This window comes from Roseateles sp. P5_E11, from assembly GCF_054049355.1.
This window is the reverse complement of record NZ_JBFUMO010000009.1, coordinates 1-17,257: the sequence shown is the minus strand read 5'-3', so window position 1 is coordinate 17,257 and position 17,257 is coordinate 1. Positions and strand designations below refer to the sequence as shown.

General features: G+C 68.2%; 15 protein-coding genes and 1 riboswitch. Of the genes, 8 read left to right on the top strand and 7 right to left on the bottom strand.

Annotation, left to right across the window (positions count from 1 at the left end):
* Positions 1-73: 73 nt before the first annotated feature.
* The 4 genes from ACXJKR_RS01590 to ACXJKR_RS01575 form a co-directional block, all read right to left on the bottom strand.
* Positions 74-1,207 carry a GGDEF domain-containing protein gene (locus tag ACXJKR_RS01590; protein WP_457320172.1) on the bottom strand — a complete coding sequence of 378 codons (1,134 nt, stop codon included), beginning with the start codon at positions 1,205-1,207 and terminating at the stop codon, positions 74-76.
* Between the two features lie 100 nt (positions 1,208-1,307).
* Positions 1,308-2,822: an ammonium transporter gene (amt, locus tag ACXJKR_RS01585; protein ID WP_457320170.1), complete on the bottom strand. Its 1,515-nt coding sequence runs from the start codon at positions 2,820-2,822 to the stop codon at positions 1,308-1,310.
* 35 nt (positions 2,823-2,857) lie between these two features.
* Positions 2,858-3,196: a P-II family nitrogen regulator gene (gene glnK / locus ACXJKR_RS01580; protein ID WP_056192325.1), complete on the bottom strand. Its 339-nt coding sequence runs from the start codon at positions 3,194-3,196 to the stop codon at positions 2,858-2,860.
* Between the two features lie 15 nt (positions 3,197-3,211).
* Positions 3,212-3,949 carry a TorF family putative porin gene (locus ACXJKR_RS01575; protein WP_457320168.1) on the bottom strand — a complete coding sequence of 246 codons (738 nt, stop codon included), beginning with the start codon at positions 3,947-3,949 and terminating at the stop codon, positions 3,212-3,214.
* A 325-nt stretch (positions 3,950-4,274) separates the two neighbouring features.
* On the opposite strand from ACXJKR_RS01575, the gene ACXJKR_RS01570 reads away from it, so the two are divergent.
* Genes ACXJKR_RS01570 through ACXJKR_RS01555 form a run of 4 tightly spaced genes read left to right on the top strand, consistent with a single transcriptional unit; the run spans position 4,275 to position 10,100 of the window.
* A complete protein-coding gene (locus tag ACXJKR_RS01570; protein ID WP_457320166.1) occupies positions 4,275-5,789 on the top strand; it encodes a YifB family Mg chelatase-like AAA ATPase in 1,515 nt (504 codons plus the stop codon).
* A 2-nt stretch (positions 5,790-5,791) separates the two neighbouring features.
* Positions 5,792-6,772: an ABC transporter substrate-binding protein gene (locus ACXJKR_RS01565; RefSeq protein WP_457320164.1), complete on the top strand. Its 981-nt coding sequence runs from the start codon at positions 5,792-5,794 to the stop codon at positions 6,770-6,772.
* Positions 6,773-6,780: 8 nt separating this feature from the next.
* A complete protein-coding gene (locus tag ACXJKR_RS01560) occupies positions 6,781-7,743 on the top strand; it encodes an ABC transporter substrate-binding protein (protein WP_457320162.1) in 963 nt (320 codons plus the stop codon).
* Between the two features lie 11 nt (positions 7,744-7,754).
* Complete coding sequence (locus ACXJKR_RS01555) at positions 7,755-10,100, top strand: diguanylate cyclase domain-containing protein (RefSeq protein WP_457320160.1); 2,346 nt, start codon at positions 7,755-7,757, stop codon at positions 10,098-10,100.
* Positions 10,101-10,109: 9 nt separating this feature from the next.
* On the opposite strand, the gene ACXJKR_RS01550 is transcribed toward ACXJKR_RS01555, so the two are convergent.
* From ACXJKR_RS01550 to metH, 3 genes are all read right to left on the bottom strand, one after another.
* The gene (locus ACXJKR_RS01550; protein WP_457320158.1) at positions 10,110-10,559 is read right to left on the bottom strand and encodes a glycine zipper 2TM domain-containing protein; all 450 of its coding nucleotides are present in this window, start codon (positions 10,557-10,559) and stop codon (positions 10,110-10,112) included.
* Between the two features lie 44 nt (positions 10,560-10,603).
* On the bottom strand, positions 10,604-11,173 hold the full coding sequence (locus ACXJKR_RS01545) for a glycine zipper 2TM domain-containing protein (RefSeq protein ID WP_056192176.1): 570 nt from the start codon (positions 11,171-11,173) through the stop codon (positions 10,604-10,606).
* Positions 11,174-11,267: 94 nt separating this feature from the next.
* A complete protein-coding gene (metH, locus tag ACXJKR_RS01540; RefSeq protein WP_457320155.1) occupies positions 11,268-13,970 on the bottom strand; it encodes a methionine synthase in 2,703 nt (900 codons plus the stop codon).
* Between the two features lie 19 nt (positions 13,971-13,989).
* Positions 13,990-14,061, bottom strand: a riboswitch (S-adenosyl-L-homocysteine riboswitch).
* Positions 14,062-14,144: 83 nt separating this feature from the next.
* Here metH and ACXJKR_RS01535 point away from each other — a divergent pair.
* The 4 genes from ACXJKR_RS01535 to ACXJKR_RS01520 all read left to right on the top strand — a co-directional run.
* The gene (locus ACXJKR_RS01535; protein WP_457320153.1) at positions 14,145-15,347 is read left to right on the top strand and encodes an HD-GYP domain-containing protein; all 1,203 of its coding nucleotides are present in this window, start codon (positions 14,145-14,147) and stop codon (positions 15,345-15,347) included.
* Between the two features lie 100 nt (positions 15,348-15,447).
* The gene (locus ACXJKR_RS01530; protein WP_457320152.1) at positions 15,448-15,834 is read left to right on the top strand and encodes a GntR family transcriptional regulator; all 387 of its coding nucleotides are present in this window, start codon (positions 15,448-15,450) and stop codon (positions 15,832-15,834) included.
* Positions 15,831-16,727 carry an ABC transporter ATP-binding protein gene (locus ACXJKR_RS01525; RefSeq protein WP_457320150.1) on the top strand — a complete coding sequence of 299 codons (897 nt, stop codon included), beginning with the start codon at positions 15,831-15,833 and terminating at the stop codon, positions 16,725-16,727. The genes ACXJKR_RS01530 and ACXJKR_RS01525 overlap by 4 nt, the downstream gene beginning before the upstream one ends.
* Positions 16,724-17,257, top strand: a 534-nt coding sequence (locus ACXJKR_RS01520; protein ID WP_457320148.1) for a hypothetical protein, incomplete at its 3' end; no start/stop codon positions are given. The genes ACXJKR_RS01525 and ACXJKR_RS01520, both read left to right, overlap by 4 nt.

The following is a 17,257-nucleotide window of genomic DNA, read 5'->3' as shown; positions in this document are numbered from 1 at the left end:
GGCGAGATGAGCGGGCGTGCGGTGTTCGTTTGCAGCTTCTGCAGGTCGACCCACCTGGGGGCGACCGGACGGATCACAAGACGCCGCCCGCGCAGGAGGTGCGCCCGCGCCCGGCGTGCTTGGCCCGGTAGAGCTCATCGTCGGCCCGCTTGATGGCAGCGGCCAGGGCCTCGCCGGGCTGGACGCGCACGGCGCCGGCACTGAAGTCGACGACGAAGCCCAGGCTCGCCTCACAGCGTCGCGTCAGTGCCATGTGCAGGCGCGAGTCCAACCGGCCGAAGGCCTCGGGCTCGCAGTGCTGCAGCAGCAGGCAGAACTCCTCGCCGCCGTAGCGGCCGACCAGGTCGCTGGCGCGCAGTTCGCCGCGCAGCACCTCGCCGGTGAGCTTGAGCACCTCATCGCCGACCGGGTGGCCGCGTTCGTCGTTGACGCGCTTGAAGTGATCCAGGTCCAGCATCATCAGCACGGGAGCCGCCTCCCTCGTGGCGCCGATCCCCAGCGCCCGGCCGGCGCGGTTCATCCATTCGCGGCGGTTCAGCAGGCCGGTCAACGTGTCCAGCGAGGCCAGCCGCACCAGGGCCTGCTCGGCCGCGTCACGATGAGCCAGCAAAAAGCCCATGGTGCCGAGCACGAGGCTGGCGTTGAGCAGCATCATCGAGCCGATGTTGAGCGGATTGGGCGTGAGAAAGCGCGGATAGATCTCGGGCCAGCCCAGCGCCAGGCAGCCGCGGGCCAGCGTCATCGCGCCGTTGGCCAGCGCAGCGCCGCCGCACAACCAGCGCCAGCGCATGCCGCCCGCGCCGCGCAGCAGCAGCACGCTGGCCCAGATGATCTGGGCGCCGATGGTCAGGTTGGTCAGGCCGGTGGCGACGCCGAGGTCGCTGAAGACCAGGGCATGCACGACGCCCAGCCCCAGCGGCGCACCCAGCAGCCAGCGCCGTGAGGCCCTCAACCCCAGGAAACGACAGGCCGTGATCACCGTGGCCGAGGCCGACCCGCTCAGCGCCATGACCCCGAGCGTCGCCAGCAGGCGCGGTGCGCCAAAGGTGGCGCCAATCAACAGGCCGAAGCCGAATGCCTGGCCGAGGAGCATGAACTGCCAGGCCTGCAAGCCGCTGCGGGTGCGCAGCCCAACGCCGACGGCCAGCGCCAGGCTCATCAACAGCGCGTTGACCAGCACCGCCCCGAGGAGGGTGATGACATCCATACGGGCCAGCATAACGGCGGGTCCGCAGGGGCCAAGAAAAAGCCGCCCCGAGGGGCGGCCTGGCGTGAAAGAGGGGCCGGCTTGGCGCCGGTCCCCGGGATCACTTGTGGTAGGCCGTCTCGCCGTGCGACGAGATGTCCAGACCTTCGCGCTCTTCCTCTTCGGTGACGCGCAGGCCGATGGTCATATCGACCAGCTTGTAGGCGATCAGCGAGACGATGCCCGACCAGACGATGGTGATGCCGACGGCCTTGGCCTGGATCCAGAACTGCGCGCCGATCGAGAAGTCGGCCGGCGTGATCATGGTCGCCGTGACCCAGTCACCCATGGCGCTGGGGCCACCCAGGTTGGGCGAGGCGAACACGCCGGTCAGCAGCGCGCCGACGATACCGCCGACACCGTGCACGCCGAAGACGTCCAGCGAGTCGTCCGCACCCAGCAGCTTCTTCAGGCCCGACACACCCCACAGGCAGGCGAAGCCGGCGACGATGCCGATGACGAGACCGCCACCGATACCGACGTTGCCGGCGGCCGGCGTGATGGCCACGAGGCCGGCGACGGCACCCGAGGCAGCACCCAGCATCGAGGCCTTGCCCTTGAGCAGCGCTTCACCCACGCACCAGGCCAGCACGGCGGCAGCCGTGGCAGCGAAGGTGTTGATGAAGGCCAGAGCCGCGAAGCCGTTGGCTTCCAGTGCGGAGCCGGCGTTGAAGCCGAACCAGCCCACCCACAGCAGCGAGGCACCGACCATGGTCAGCGTCAGGCTGTGCGGCGTGAACTGCTCCTTGCCGTAGCCGACGCGCTTGCCGATCATGAAGGCACCCACCAGGCCCGCAACGGCGGCGTTGATGTGCACCACCGTGCCGCCGGCGAAGTCCAGCGCGCCCATTTGCCAGATATAGCCGGCCTTGGCGTTCATCGCATCAGCGACTTCCTTGGCGGAGTAGGCGTCAGGGCCCATCCAGAACCAGACCATGTGGGCGATCGGCAGGTAGCTGAACGTGAACCACAGCGTCAGGAAGGCCAGGGCTGCCGAGAACTTGATGCGTTCGGCGAAGGCACCAATGATCAGGCAGGCGGTGATGCCGGCGAAGGTGGCCTGGAAGACGGCGAACACCATCTCGTACATCGGCACACCCTTGCTGAAGGTGCCGCCGGTGGCGAAGGTGCCTGCGACGTTGTCCCAGATGCCCTTCATGAAGAGGCGATCCGTGCCACCGATGAAGGCATTGCCCTCGGTGAACGCGAAGCTGTAGCCGTACAGCACCCACAGCACGACGATCAGCGAGAAGCCGACCATGACCTGCATCAGCACCGACAGCATGTTCTTGCTGCGCACCAGGCCGCCGTAGAACAGCGCGAGGCCAGGCACCGTCATCATGATGACGAGCAGCGTGGACAGCAGCATCCAGGCGGTGTCGCCCTTGTTGGGCACGGCAGCGGCCGGGGCAGAGGCTGCATCAGCCGGCGCGGAGGCGGCAGCATCGGCCGCGGAAGCTGCGGGAGCAGCCGTGGCCGCCACGGCGGCGGCAGGCGCCGAAGCAGCTTCCTGGGCCCAGGCGGCCGGCGCCAGCAGGCCGGCGGCAAGCGCAAGGCCGGCGAGGAGTTTCTTCATTTGAGTGATCTCCAAACGGTTGTTATGGACGCGCTTCAGAGCGCGTCGTTGCCGGTTTCGCCGGTGCGGATGCGTACGACCTGATCCAGCGGCGACACGAAAATCTTGCCGTCACCGATCTTGCCGGTGCGGGCGGAGGACTCGATGGCCTCGATGACGCGCTCGACGACGTCGTCGTTCACGGCGGCCTCGATCTTGACCTTGGGCAGGAAGTCGACGACGTATTCGGCGCCGCGGTACAGCTCGGTGTGGCCCTTCTGGCGCCCGAAGCCCTTGACTTCGGTGACCGTCAGCCCCTGCACGCCGATGGCGCTCAGGGCCTCACGCACCTCGTCGAGCTTGAAGGGCTTGATGACTGCGGTGATCAATTTCATGTCGCTCTCCAGTAATCAGAAGGTCTTCTTCAGGCCGACAACCAGCATGGTCTTGCCCATGAACTTGCCGTTGGCGGGACTGGCGTAGAAGCTCTTGTCGGCATCGGTACCGATCACGGCGCCGCTCAGCACCAGGCCGGAGAAGTCCTTGGCCAGCGTCAGCGAGTAGTCGGAGTAGGAGCCGGCGGGCACGTGGCGCATCGTCTGATGGCCGATGTGCGGCGTCAGCGTCATGCCATCGCCCAGGTCGAAATTGGCCGACACGTCGAAGTAGCCGCTGTACTTGGTGCCCGGCACGCCGAACAGGTTGGTGCCGTTGGTGTTGGAGTACTTCGCCGTCACGGGGCCGTAGCTGAGTGCGCCGTAGATTTCGAAGGTGTTGGCGCTGGTGGACAGCTTGTTGCTGGGGTAGTAGTACTGCAGCACGCCGACGTCCAGCGTCAGGCCCGTGGCGACTTCGGCCTTGTAGCCACCGTACAGGTCGACCTCGACCTGGCCGTCGCCACCGGCGTCCTTGATCCACTTGATCGTCGACGCCCAAGCGCCGACGTAGAAACCGCTCGGCGAGGCGTAATCCAGGCCGCCTTGCAGGGCCGGCTTCAGGCGCGACTGGGAAATGCCGCGGTAGCGGTATTCGCTGACGACGCCGACGTTGAACGACAACGGGTCCGGCGCTGGCGCCGGCTCATCGGCAAACGCAGGCAGAGCGGCCGCGGCCAGTGCCAGAACGAGCAGCGAAGGGGACAACTTCATGGCGGGGAGCTCCTGAGTAAAAAAGTGGTGGGATTCGATCCGGCGGGGTATTTGCAGCTTCCGTGCCAAGCGTCACACCTTGTCACTCCGCACGAATCTGGGCGGGCCGCGCCCCCAAGTCAGGCATTTGCACCAAATTGGATTTGATCGCGGCTTGCTCGGCACTTATATGGTGCATTCCTGGGAGAGGCGCCGGGCCGATTTACGACGGACCGGCGGCTAGACTGGCCCGCCAGCCCAGGAGCCGCACCGGTGCCGGGATCGCCCGCCCCCGGCACGATCAATGCAGCCGCCAGCGTCAACTACCCCCGCCAGCTGACCTTCAATGAGCCTCGCCACCGTCTACAGCCGCGCTCTCGATGGCCTCGCCGCCGCGCCGGTCACCGTGGAAGTCCATCTGGCCAACGGCCTGCCGTCGTTCACGGTCGTCGGGCTCGCAGACACCGAGGTCAAGGAAGCCCGCGAGCGCGTGCGCGCGGCGTTGCAGAACAGCGGGCTGTCATTCCCAGCGAACAAGCGCATCACGGTAAACCTCGCCCCGGCCGACCTGCCCAAGGAGGGGGGTCGCTTCGATTTGCCGATGGCGCTGGGCCTGCTCGCCGCGAACGGCCAGATCGATGCCGCCAGGCTCGCGCGTTTCGAGTGCGCTGGCGAACTGTCGCTGGCCGGCGAGGTGCGCGCGGTGCGCGGCGCCCTGGCCATGGCCCTGGCGCTGCGCCAGGACGGTGGCGAGCGCGAACTGCTGCTGCCTGAGGCCAGCGCCGCTGAGGCGGCCCTCGTCGACGGCCTGGTGGTGCGGCAGGCCCGCCATCTTCTTGACGTGGTGGCGGCCCTGCAGCCCGACGGCGAAGCCCTGCCGCGCGCCGTCGCCCTGACCCGCGAGGCCGCACGCGGCCTGCCCGATCTCGCCGACATCAAGGGCCAGGCCGGCCCGAAGCGGGCGCTGGAGATCGCCGCGGCGGGCGGCCACAGCCTGCTGATGGTGGGCCCGCCCGGCACCGGCAAGTCCATGCTGGCACAACGCCTGTCCGCGCTGCTGCCAGCGCTGGATGACGAGGCTGCGCTGGAATCCGCCGCCGTGCTCAGCCTGGCCGGCCAGTTCGACATCGCGCGCTGGGGGTTGCGCCCGCTGCGCTCGCCCCACCACTCGGCGTCGAGCGTGGCGCTGGTGGGCGGCGGCTCACCGCCCCGGCCGGGCGAAATCTCGCTGGCCCAGCACGGCGTGCTCTTCCTGGATGAACTCCCTGAATTCCCCCGCGCCGCGCTGGAAGCCCTGCGCGAGCCGCTGGAGACCGGCCGCATCCTGATCTCGCGCGCCGCCCGCCAGGCCGAGTTCCCGGCGCGCTTCCAGCTCGTCGCCGCGATGAACCCCTGCCCCTGTGGTCATCTGGGCAGTCCCCTGAAAGCCTGCCGCTGCTCGCCGGACCAGGTCTCACGCTACCAGGGCCGGCTCAGCGGCCCCTTCCTCGATCGGCTCGACCTGCTCATCGAAGTGGCTGCCGTGCCGCCGCGCGACCTGCAGGACCTGGCCCCGGGCGAGCCCAGCGCCGTCGTCGCGGAACGGGTCGCCGCAGCGCGTGAGCGGGCCGTGGCGCGCCAGGGCGTGGCCAACGCCCAGCTGCAGGCCCAGGACCTGGCCGAACATGCGGTGCTGGAGCCCGCAGCCAAGGCTTTGCTGGAGCGCTCGGCCGAGCGCCTGGGCTGGTCGGCACGCAGCTTTCACCGCGTGCTGCGCGTGGCCCGCACGGTGGCCGATCTGGCGGGAGCGGCGGCGATTGGCAGCGCCCATGTCGCCGAAGCCATCCAGCTCCGCCGGGGGCTGCCCGGGCAGGCGGGCTGACCATGCGCCGCCGCATCGGGCTGGCGCTCGGGCTGGCCACCGCGCTGCTGCTGGCGGCGATCGCGGTGCCGTCGCAGGCCGCGACGATCAGCATTGCCGTGCCCAGCGGCCCGGTCGCCCTGCCGCTGCTGGTCGCCATCGAGCAGCACCTGTTCCAGGCCGAGGGGCTGGACGTCGTACGCATTCCCTGCAACAGCGGCAAAGCCTGCCTGGCCGCGCTGCGCTCTGGCATCGCCGAAGTCGCCGCGGGCGCCGAATTTGCCGTCGCGATGACGGCTGCGCAGACACCGGCCGTCACCATCCTGGCGTCCATCGGCGAGTCGACCGCTCAGATCAAGCTCATCGCCAGCCGGCGCGCCGGCGTGCGCGAGAGCCGGGACATGGCCGGCAAGCGCATCGCCACGGTGGCGGGCACCTCGGCCGAGTACTTCCTGGACCGCTGGCTCACCTATCAAGGCATCGACCCCGACCGCGTCAAGCTGAGCTTCGCCGAGCCCGGCGCGTTGGGCGATCTCGTGCAGCAGGGCAAGGCCGCCGCGGCGGTCGTGTGGGAGCCGGAGGCGGCCCGCATCGAGGAGCGGCTTGGCGCCGATGCGGTCCGCCTGCCTTCGGCCCATGTCTACACCCAGCACTTCTGCATCGTGGCCCAGGCCCGCGCCGTCGACCGGGACCGGCCGCGTTTCGAGAAGGTCCTGCGCGCCCTGCTGCGGGCCCAGCGCTTCATCGCCGAATCGCCCAACGAGGCCCAGGCCATCCTGGCGGCCAACCTCAAGGTCAGCGCCGCGGTGGCGCAGCGCCTGATGGCCGAACAGGACTACCGGCTCGCCCTGCATACCTCGCTGCCGGCGACGATGCTCAGCCAGATCCGCTGGCAACTGGGCCAGGACGGCAAGGCGACGGAACCGGTCCCTTCCATGCAGCAGCTGATCGACGCCCGCCCGCTGCAGTCACTCGCCCCGGGCTCGGTCACGCTCACACGATGAGGTTCGCCTTGAACGCACGACGCCTGCTGGCATTGCTGGTGGCATGGCTGGCAGGTACCGTCGCCGCGGCGCCGCTGACCGTGGCGGTGTCCCGGTCGCCGCATTCGCTGCCGGTGCTGGTGGCCCTGTCCGAAGGTCTGTTCGAGGCCGAAGGCCTGACGGTCAAGGCCATCGAGGCGCCCAGCGGCCGCCGCTGCCTGAAGCTGATGGCCGAAGGCCAGGCCGACCTGGGCACGGCTGCCGACACCGCCATCGCCTTCGAATCCTTCGAGCGCACCGATTTCTCCGTCATCGCGACCTTCTCCAGCACATCCAGCGACGTCGAACTGGTCACCCGCCGCAGCGCGGGCATCAAGGCCGCCCGCGACCTCGTCGGCAAGCGAGTCGGCGTCGTCAAAGGCACCTCGGCCCAATACTTCCTGGACACCTTCCTGCTCAACAACGATGTCGACCCCAAGAACGTCCTGCAGGTCGCCATCCAGCCCGAGGGCGCGCTGGACGCCATGGCCGCCGGCCAGGTGGATGCGGTGGCCGTCTTCCAGCCCTTTGCCTATGCGGCGGCGCACAGCCCGCGCGTGGACGGTGTCGTGCTGAGCGAATCCGGGGACTACAAGCAGACCTTCAACCTCGTGGTCCAGACGAGCGTCCTGAAGGCGCGGCGGCCCGACCTGGAGCGCTTCCTCAAAGCCATCCACCGCGCCAACGAATTCATCCGCGCCCAGCCACGCCGGGCCGAGGCCATCTTCGTGAACCGGCTGGGCGTCGAGCCCGGCTTTGCGCGCTGGTCGATGCAGCGCACCCACGCCGAGCTGTCCCTGGACGAGGCCTTGCTGCGCACCCTGCAGTCGCAGGCGAACTGGGCGGTGCGGGAGGGCTATGCCACCGGCAGAAAGCCTGCCGATTACCGCACCCTGGTCGACGCCGCGCCGCTGCGCGCCGTGCTGCCCAACGCCGTCGGCCTGCCTCGCTGACCTGCACCACCATGAAGATCCGCTCCCTCTTCATTGCCGCTGGGGCCGTTGCCGCGCTGGTGGGCACGTCGGCCATCGTCGCGATGTGGACGGCCACCCGGCTGGAAGGCCGCGCGGAAGCCCAGCAGCAACGGGCGCAGCAGGTAGCGCGCGACGTGGCAGGCCTGGTCGGCGCGACCTACGTGTTCCAGCGTGAGCGCGACGAGCTCTCGGTCTCGGAGTGGAAGAGCTGGCACGCCAACATCGTGCGTGACCTGGCAGGCGCCGATCTTCAGGGATCAGCGCATGCCGAAGTCGAGTTGCTGAGAGACGCGGCCGGCCGGCTGCCTGCTCTCTTTGAGCGCGCGCTGAAGACGGCAGCCGCGCCAGACAGCGACTTCCAGCGCCGCCGCCACGACCAGGCCTTCGAGCTGCTGCTCGGCGACACCCAAGCCATGGCGGACGCGGCCTTCCGCTGGTCACGCAACGCTGGCGACGCGCGCAGGCTCGCGGAGGACGTGCACGAGCAGGTCACCATGGCCGCGGTGGTCGCCTTCAGCATGCTGCTGGTCGTGCTGGCCAGTGTTGGCGTGCGCCGCGTGCTGCGGCCGCTGGCCCTGCTCACGCAGGCCACCGAGGCCCTCGAGCGCGGCGAGCAGGTGCCGTTGTTCGGCAGCACGGCCCGGGACGAGCTCGGCACCCTCAAGCGCCGCTTTGACGCCATGACCATCGCCCTGCAGCGCCGCACGGGCGAGCTGCGCGAAGCCGAGCAACGCATGCGCGCCGTTGCGGACAACGTCCCCGTGCTCATCACCGAGTTCGATGCCGGCGCCCGCATCGTGTTCGCCAATGCAACGGCCGGGCGGGTCTACGGCGTGCCGGCCGAAGCGCTTGTCGGCAAGCATGTCAGCGACGTGCGCGGCGAGGACGGGGCGCGGCAACTGCAACCCCACATCGAGGCTGTGCTGCAGGGCCAGTCCGTCGAGTTTGATAGCACGCAGGTACTGCCCGGGGCGCAGCGGCATTTCCATCAACTCTATGTACCCAGGCGCGACGCGTTCGACACGGTGGTGGGCTTTTATTCGGTGTCGATGGACATCACCGAACGCAAGGCCGCCGAGCTGGCCGTCCAGGCTTCGGAACATCGGCTGAAGGACATCACGGACAACATCCCCGTTGTGGTCTCGCACTTCGACAAGGACCTGCGCGCGGACTTTGGCAACCTTGCCGCCGAGCGCGTGCTGCGGCGCCCCATCTCCGAGCTGCTGGGGCAGACCTTCCGCGAGATCCGGGGAGACGCGGTGTGGGAGATCGCCAAGCCCCATATCGACGCCGTGATGCAAGGGCAGCCCCGCCAGTTCGAATCCTTCGTGACCCATGGCGATGGCACCCTGTACTTCGCGCAACGCTATGTGCCCGACGTCGATGCGGCCGGCCAGGTCCAGGGCTTCTATTCCGTCTCCTTCGACATCACGGAACGTCGCCAAGCCGAGGCGAAGCTGGCCGAAAGCGAGAAACGGTTGCGTGACATCGCCGACAACCTGCCGGTGATGATTTCCTATATCGACAAGGACCAGCGCCTGCTGTTCCTGAACGAGACCTTCAGCAAGTGGACAGGCCTGGATCACCGCACTACCGTCGGCAAGACCGTGGCGGAGGCCGTGCCGGCGGCGCTGTACGAACAGCGCCGCGAGCACCTGGCGCGGGCACTTGGCGGCGAGCGTGTCGAGTTCCATGTCGAATCCACGGCGGCCGGCGCGGCCCGCTCGCTGCACAACCTCTACCTGCCCGACATCGCCGAGGATGGCTCAGTCCGCGGCCTCTATGCGCTCAGCACGGACGTGACCGAACGCCGGCAGCTCGAGCGCCAGCTTGCCGAGCTGGCCCGCACCGACGCCCTCACCGGGCTGCCCAACCGCTACAGCTTCAACGAGCAGTTGGCCGCGGTGATCAAGCGGGCCCACCGGGCGCAGAGCTTCACGGCGCTGCTGTTCCTTGATATCGACCGATTCAAGCTCATCAACGACAGCCATGGCCACGGTGTCGGCGACGAGGTGCTGTGCGAGTTTGCGCGGCGGCTGCAGCAACTGGTCAGGGGCACCGACTTTGTCGGCCGGCTGGCGGGAGACGAATTCGTCGTCGTGCTGGAAGGCCTGCGCGCTGCCACCGAGGCCGAGATCGTCGCCGGCAAGATCATCGAGGCCATCAACCGGCCGTTTGCCACATCGGCCGGCGAACTGTCGATAGCGACGAGCATCGGCATTGCCGTTCACCCGCGAGACGAACTCGGCGGCGAGGAACTGCTCGGCCGTGCCGATCAGGCGCTGTATCTCGCCAAGGGCGCGGGGCGCAACCAGTACCGGTTGCACGCGTCGTAGCAGGCCTCGTCAGGGCCTGACGAGCTGGCCGTCTTTCTCGCGCACGGTGTCGCCGGCCCTCAGCATGGGATCGGCGCCGAGTTCGACGCTGCGCATACGGCCATGGCGGTCGACGACCTGCGCGACCCAGACGGTGGACTTCTTGGCGTTCTTCTCGACCTCATTACCGGCATAGCCGCCAGCGGCAGCCCCGCCGACGGTCGCCAGCTTCTTGCCGGTGCCGCCGCCCACCTGGTTGCCCAGCAGGCCGCCAATGACGGCACCACCCACGACACCCAGGCCGCTGCCCTTGCCCTTGCGGGTCTCGCTGTGGATTTCCTGCACCCACAAGCAGCCGTCGCAGAGCGCGCTGCGCTGAGCCTGCGTCGGGACGGACAGCACCGGGGCCGGGTTGTCCTCGGCGCGAACGGAAGTGGACAGGGTGGCCGCCAGGGCCGCGGTGGCAATCAGCAACTTCATCGCATCACTCCTTGGAACCCGCCCTGCCCTGGCTTCGCGCCGCGTCAGGCGCGCACGAAGCCGTTCTCGGTCAGCCTGACCTCATCGCCGACGCGCAGGCCCGGGTCGGCGCTGCGCTCGAAGCGGCGCAGACGGCCATCACGCTCGCGCACCTGCACGATCCAGACGTTGTAGCTCTTCTGGTTCTTCTCGATCTCGTTGCCGGCATAACCGCCACCCACGGCGCCCGCCACGGTGGCGAGCTTCTTGCCGTTGCCGCCACCCACCATATTGCCCAGCAGGCCGCCGACGACGGCGCCGCCCACGGCACCGACGCCGCTGCCCTTGCCACGGCGCGCCTCGGTATGCACGTCGGTCACGCGGCCGCAGCTGTCGCACAGCGCGGGCGGGGCCTGGGTTTCAACCACGGGCGCCGGCTGGGCCTGGCGTACCGGGTCGGCACTGGCCAGCCGTTGCGGTGCGGCGGTGGTCTGCTGCTGTGTCGTCGCGGCAATCGGCTCACTGGTGACCGTCTGCGACCGGCCCACTGCATAGGCGCCACCGAGCAGCGCCAGCACGACGGCGACGCCGGCGACGATCTGCGTGGACTTGACGGAATTCATGGGGGTCGACATGGGGCCTCCGATGTGGTTGGTATGACCCGAAGCATGCCGCCCCTACAGCGGCCCTCCCTGTAGGACGAAACCGCTTCAGGCCCAGGGTGTCGACCTAGCCCAACAGCGGCGCCAGCGCGCGGCGCGCCTCGGTCTCGTCCAAGCCACAGCGCACGGCCCAGTCGGCGAGCTGGTCGTCGCCGATGCGGCCGACATTGAAGTACGCCGCGTCAGGGTGCGCCAGGTAGAAGCCGCTGACGCTGGCCGCTGGCGTCATTGCCATGCTGTCGGTCAGGCCCATGCCGATCTCGTCGGGCGCGAGCACGCGAAACAGGTCGCGCTTGGAGAGATGGTCGGGGCAGGCCGGGTAGCCGGGCGCGGGGCGGATGCCTTCGTACTTCTCGGCCACGAGCTCTGCATTGCTCAGCGCCTCGGCCGGCGCATAGCCCCAGAACTCACGCCGCACGCGCTCGTGCAGCCACTCTGCGGCGGCCTCGGCCAGGCGGTCGGCCAGGGCCTTGAGCATGATGGCCGAATAGTCGTCATGGGTGGCGAGGAAGTCCGCCTCCTTCTTGTCGACGCCCAGGCCCGCGGTGACGGCGAACATGCCGACGTGGTCGCCCTCTTCCGCAACAAAATCGGACAGGCAGCGGTTGGGGCGCTTCACTCCTTCGACGACGGGCCTCTCTGACTGCATGCGCAGGCCGTGCCAGACCATGGGCGGTTCGCTGCGAATGGCAATGTCGTCCTCGTTGACGCGCGCGGCCGGGTAGAGGCCGAAGACGGCATGCGCCTGCAGCCAGCGGCCGTCGATGATCTTTTTCAGCATCGCCTGCGCATCGGCAAACACCTTGCGCGCCTCGCTGCCAACGACAGCGTCATCAAGGATGGCCGGATACGGGCCAGCCAGGTCCCAGGTCTGGAAATAAGGGCCCCAGTCGATGTAGCGGGTCAGTTCCGCAAGGTCCAGGTTCTTCAGCACACGACGACCGGTGAACTTCGGGGCGGGCGCGACGCGGCTCAGGTCCAGCACGGCCTTGTTGGCCCGTGCGGCAGCCAGCGTCACCAGCGGCGTCTGCTTCTTGTTGGCATGCAGTTCGCGGGTCTTCTCGATGTCGGCTTTCAGCTCTGCGATATAGGCCGCGGCGCGGTCGTCGCTGAGCAGCTCGGTGCACACGCCCACGGCGCGCGACGCATCGGGCACGTAGACCACCGGGCCGTCGTAGTGCGGCGAGATCTTGACGGCCGTGTGCACGCGGCTGGTCGTGGCGCCGCCGATCAGCAGCGGCATGTGGCGCGAAGCGAAGTAGTCGTCGCGCTGCATCTCGGCCGCGACGTGCTGCATCTCCTCCAGGCTCGGCGTGATCAGCCCGGACAGGCCGATGATGTCCGCGCCCTCTTCCTTGGCTTTGCGCAGAATGTCCTGGGCCGGCACCATGACGCCCATGTTGACGACCTCGTAGTTGTTGCACTGCAAGACCACCGTGACGATGTTCTTGCCGATGTCGTGCACGTCGCCCTTGACGGTGGCGATGACGATCTTCCCCTTGGGCTTGGCGTCGCCGCCGCCCTCGATCAGCAGCCGCTTTTCTTCCTCGATATAGGGCAGCAGGTGGGCCACGGCCTGCTTCATAACGCGCGCGCTCTTCACCACCTGCGGCAGGAACATCTTGCCCTGGCCGAACAGGTCGCCGACGACATTCATGCCGGCCATCAACGGGCCTTCGATGACGTGCAGCGGCCGGCCGCCCTTGGCCAGAATGGCCTGCCAGGCTTCCTCGGTGTCTTCGGTGATGAAGTCGGTGATGCCATGCACCAGCGCGTGCGACAGCCGCTGGTTCACATCGCCGGCGCGCCAGGCCAGACGGGCCGAATCGTCCTTGCCGGCACTCTTGGCGCGGTCGGCGATCTCGATGAGGCGCTCGCCCGCATCCGCGCGGCGGTTCAGCACAACGTCCTCGACGCGCTCGCGCAACTCGGCATCAAGGTCGTCGTACACGCCCACCATGCCGGCATTGACGATACCCATGTCCATGCCCGCCTGGATGGCGTGGTACAGGAAGACGGTGTGGATGGCCTCGCGCACCGGCTCGTTGCCACGGAAGCTGAAAGACACGTTGGACACGCCGCCTGACACCTTGGCGCCGGGCAGGTTCTGCTTGATCCAGCGCGTGGCTTCGATGAAGTCCACGGCGTAGTTGTCGTGCTCCTCGATGCCGGTCGCGATGGCGAAGATGTTGGGGTCGAAGATGATGTCCTCGGCCGGGAAGCCGACCTCGTCGACCAGGATGCGGTAGGCCCGCTCGCAGATTTCGGTCTTGCGGGCGAAGGTGTCGGCCTGGCCCTTCTCGTCGAAGGCCATCACCACGGCCGCGGCACCGTAGCGGCGCACGAGCTTGGCCTGGCGGCGGAACTCATCCTCGCCTTCCTTCATCGAGATGGAGTTGACGATGCCCTTGCCCTGGATGCACTTGAGGCCAGCCTCGATGACGCTCCACTTGGACGAGTCGATCATGATCGGCACGCGCGCGATCTCGGGCTCACCGGCGATCAGGTTCAGGAAGCGCACCATGGCCGCCTGGCTGTCCAGCATGGCCTCGTCCATGTTGATGTCGATGACCTGGGCGCCGTTCTCGACCTGCTGGCGCGCGACGGCCAGCGCCTTCTCGAACTCCCCCGCCAGGATCATGCGCGCGAAGGCCTTGGAGCCGGTGACGTTGGTGCGCTCGCCGATGTTGACGAACAGGCTGCCGGCATCGATGGCGACGGGCTCGAGGCCAGAGAGCTTCAGTGCAGGAGGCGAAGGGGGCGTGGTCATCGATGGGGCTCAGGCAGAGGATCGATGAGCGCCGTTTTCAGAAATCCGAGCCTGGCAGGCAAGAAAACCCGTCGCAGCGCTCCTCGGATGGCCGGGAATTCTACGCAGCCACCCCTTCGTCCTCGCTCAAGATCGGCTTGCCGAAGCCGAAGGCCGTTGAGAATGCCTCAATCCATGGCCTCTGAACTCATCCCTCTACCGACCCGCACGCTGCGCCTGGGCATGACCCTGCCGTACGACCTGTTCGACGCCAACGGCAAGCTGCTGTTCGCGCGCGGCCAGGTGCTGCGCGACTCGCCGCTGGTGCGCAGCCTCGTCGATGGCGGCGCGTGGGTGAACTCCGCAGACACCATGGAGTACCAGCGCGCGCTGGCCCATCGGCTGGACACCATGGTCATGCAGGACGTGCCGCTGTCCGACATCGTCAAAGCCGACGGCAGTTTCCGGCTCGACACTCTGGCCCCGACCAAGGTGGAACTCGGCCCGCGCGAGGCCTGGTCCAACCTGCTGCTGCACACCCACAGCCTGCTGCGCGAGGCCGATCCGGTTGATTTCACCGCCCGACTGGCCGCGCTGCGCGACACCGCGCTGAAGCGCCTGCACGCCCACCCTGACGCAACCCTGATGCTGCTGATCTTCGAGAGCAGCCAGGAATTCGGCGACTACAGCGCCCGTCACGCGCTGTTGACGCTGCTGCTCTGCGACCTGGTCGCCCAGCAGATGCAACTGGCACCGGAACTGCGCAGCGCGCTGCAGGGCGCCGCGCTGACGATGAACTACGGCGCCGGCCCCGCCCACGACCGCTTGGCCAGCCAGCTCGACGCCGCCACGCCCGCCCAGCGCCAGGCCCTGGCCGCTCACGGCGACCGCGCTGCGCAGCGCCTGGCCCAGGTCGGCGTCGCCGACCCCGTCTGGCTGACCGCCGTGCGCCTCCATCACGAGGCCGGGCCCGGCCCGCTCGGCAGCCGCAGCGATGGCGAGAAGCTGGCCCGACTGCTGCGCCGCATCGATCTCTTCGGCGCGCGCTTGTCGCCCCGCCGCAGCCGCCAGGCCATGAGCGGCGCCGCGGCCGCCCGCGCCGTCTTCCTCGACGAACTCGGCCAGCCTGACGAAGCCGGCGCGGCGCTGATCAAGACCGTGGGCCTGTACCCACCCGGCAGCATCGTGCGCTTGGCCAATGGCGAAGTCGGGCTCGTCTTCAAACGCGGCTTCAGCGCCAATGAGCCTCTCGTCGCTGCATTGATCGGCAAGAGCGGCAGCCCGTTGAGCAACCCCGTGCCACGCGATACGCGACTGGCCGCCCAGGCCATCTCGGCCAGCCTGGCACCGGCGGAATTCAAGCTGCGCGTGAATCTGGAAGCCCTGCTGAAGCTCTAGACGGCGGTTGAATCGACCGGCAAGAGCGGCCCGCGGGCCGCTCTTTTCATTCCGCCGCTTGCATTCGCCGGACTGCGCATATATTCTGTGTATACACATTATGCACAGCAGTCTCTTCATCTCGCAGACCGACGCGAGGCCGATGTACCTCCAGATCGTCGAACAGATCCGCCAGCGCGTTGCCGCCGGGGACTGGCCAGCCGGGCAGGAGCTGCCGTCCATCCGCGCGCTGGCGGCGGATCTGCGCGTCAGCGTCATCACCGTCAAGCGCGCCTACCTGGACCTGGAATCCGAAGGCGTCATCGTCACCCGCCACGGCAAGGGTTCGTTCGTGGCCGACGCGCAAGGCCTGGCCAAGGACATGCGCCTGGCCCAGCTCGATACCCACCTCGCCGCGGCTGGCGAGATTGCCAGGTCGCTGGCCATGCCCGAGCCGGATTTGATCGAACGACTGCGCAACGCGCTGAATCAGGAGCCCGACAAATGAGCGCGAAAGCCATTGAGATGAACGGCGTGCGCAAGGCGTTCCGCTTCTTCACGCTGGAGAACGTGTCCCTCGACCTTGAGCAGGGCCAGATCATGGGGCTCGTCGGCCCGAACGGCGCCGGCAAGAGCACCACCATCCGGCTGCTGATGGGCCTGCTGACACCTGACGCTGGCAGCATTCGCCTGCTCGGCCACGACATGCCTCAAGACCAGGCCGCCGCCAAAGCCGATGTCGGTTTCGTCAGCGACGACATGAAGCTGCTGCCGCAGGCGACGCTGGCCTGGCACATGGACTTCGTCGCGTCCCTCTACCCCGGCTGGGACGCAACCTACGCCGCCACGCTGTTGAAGCGCTTCGGCCTGCATGGGGGGCAGATGGCCAAGAGCCTGTCCACGGGCGAACAGGCCAAGGCCCTGCTGCTGCTGGCGCTCGCGCGGCGCCCGCGCCTGCTGGTGCTGGACGAGCCCACCTCGGGCATGGACCCGGTCGCCCGCCAGGAACTGCTGACCGAGTTCATGGACGTGCTGCGCGACGACAGCCGCTCCATCCTGTTCTCGTCGCACAACACGCTGGACGTGGAGCGCATTTCCGACCGCATCACCTTCATCGATCGTGGCCGTGTCGTGGCGTCCAACAACAAGGAGGACTTCCTCGAACGCTGGCGCACGCTGCGTTTGCGGCTACCGGACGGTGCGCCCGATTGGCGTCTGCCAGAGATCGTCCACCGCGACGTCGACGGCCCCAACGTCACGCTGACCATCGACGGCTTCAACGACGACTTCCTTGCCCGCCTCGGCGCACCGGTGCAAGAGGTGCACCGCATGAGCCTGGAAGAAGTCTTCGTCGCCACCGTCATGCACAGCCGGCAAGCCCAAGAGGCACACCCGTCATGAAGCTGCTCACCCGCAAGCTCGTTGCCAAGGAGCTCTACGTCTACCGCTGGCTGCTCGTCGGCGCCACCGCTGCCGGCTTTGCCGGGCTGCTGACCGCGGCCAGCGGCGAGGTGGGCTTCAACATCGGCTTCATCGTCTGGCTGACGGCGATCATTGCGTTGGGCGTCATGCTGGCGCTGTTCGGCGTGGCCTCCGAACGCAAGGACCGCTCGCTGCTGTTCGTGCTGAGCCTGCCGCTGTCGCCAGGCGACTATGTGCGCGCCAAGCTGCTGGGCCTGCTCGCCAGCTTCCTGTTGCCGTGGGCTGGCTTAAGCGCCGGCGCGGTGGCGCTGATCCTCGTCATGCCGGGCATTGCCGATGGGCTGCTGCCCTACGCCGTGCTGCTGTGCGTCTTCCTGCTGCTGAACTTCGCGCTGGTGCTGTGCGCCGCGCTGAACATCAGCTCCGAGGCGGGCATGGGCGGCGTCATCATCCTCACGAACATGTCGGTCTCGCTCTTCATGATGGGCGTCGGCCGCATTCCCGAGGTG

Excerpts from the sequence above, each read along its gene's own strand:
- metH (WP_457320155.1), bottom strand. The coding sequence starts at position 13,970 with ATGACCACGCCCCCTTCGCCTCCTGCACTGAAGCTCTCTGGCCTCGAG.
- ACXJKR_RS01550 (WP_457320158.1), bottom strand. The coding sequence starts at position 10,559 with ATGAAGTTGCTGATTGCCACCGCGGCCCTGGCGGCCACCCTGTCCACT.
- ACXJKR_RS01570 (WP_457320166.1), top strand. The coding sequence starts at position 4,275 with ATGAGCCTCGCCACCGTCTACAGCCGCGCTCTCGATGGCCTCGCCGCC.
- glnK (WP_056192325.1), bottom strand. The coding sequence starts at position 3,196 with ATGAAATTGATCACCGCAGTCATCAAGCCCTTCAAGCTCGACGAGGTG.
- ACXJKR_RS01555 (WP_457320160.1), top strand. The coding sequence starts at position 7,755 with ATGAAGATCCGCTCCCTCTTCATTGCCGCTGGGGCCGTTGCCGCGCTG.
- amt (WP_457320170.1), bottom strand. The coding sequence starts at position 2,822 with ATGAAGAAACTCCTCGCCGGCCTTGCGCTTGCCGCCGGCCTGCTGGCG.
- ACXJKR_RS01565 (WP_457320164.1), top strand. The coding sequence starts at position 5,792 with ATGCGCCGCCGCATCGGGCTGGCGCTCGGGCTGGCCACCGCGCTGCTG.
- ACXJKR_RS01530 (WP_457320152.1), top strand. The coding sequence starts at position 15,448 with ATGCACAGCAGTCTCTTCATCTCGCAGACCGACGCGAGGCCGATGTAC.
- ACXJKR_RS01535 (WP_457320153.1), top strand. The coding sequence starts at position 14,145 with ATGGCCTCTGAACTCATCCCTCTACCGACCCGCACGCTGCGCCTGGGC.
- ACXJKR_RS01590 (WP_457320172.1), bottom strand. The coding sequence starts at position 1,207 with ATGGATGTCATCACCCTCCTCGGGGCGGTGCTGGTCAACGCGCTGTTG.
- ACXJKR_RS01575 (WP_457320168.1), bottom strand. The coding sequence starts at position 3,949 with ATGAAGTTGTCCCCTTCGCTGCTCGTTCTGGCACTGGCCGCGGCCGCT.
- ACXJKR_RS01545 (WP_056192176.1), bottom strand. The coding sequence starts at position 11,173 with ATGTCGACCCCCATGAATTCCGTCAAGTCCACGCAGATCGTCGCCGGC.
- ACXJKR_RS01525 (WP_457320150.1), top strand. The coding sequence starts at position 15,831 with ATGAGCGCGAAAGCCATTGAGATGAACGGCGTGCGCAAGGCGTTCCGC.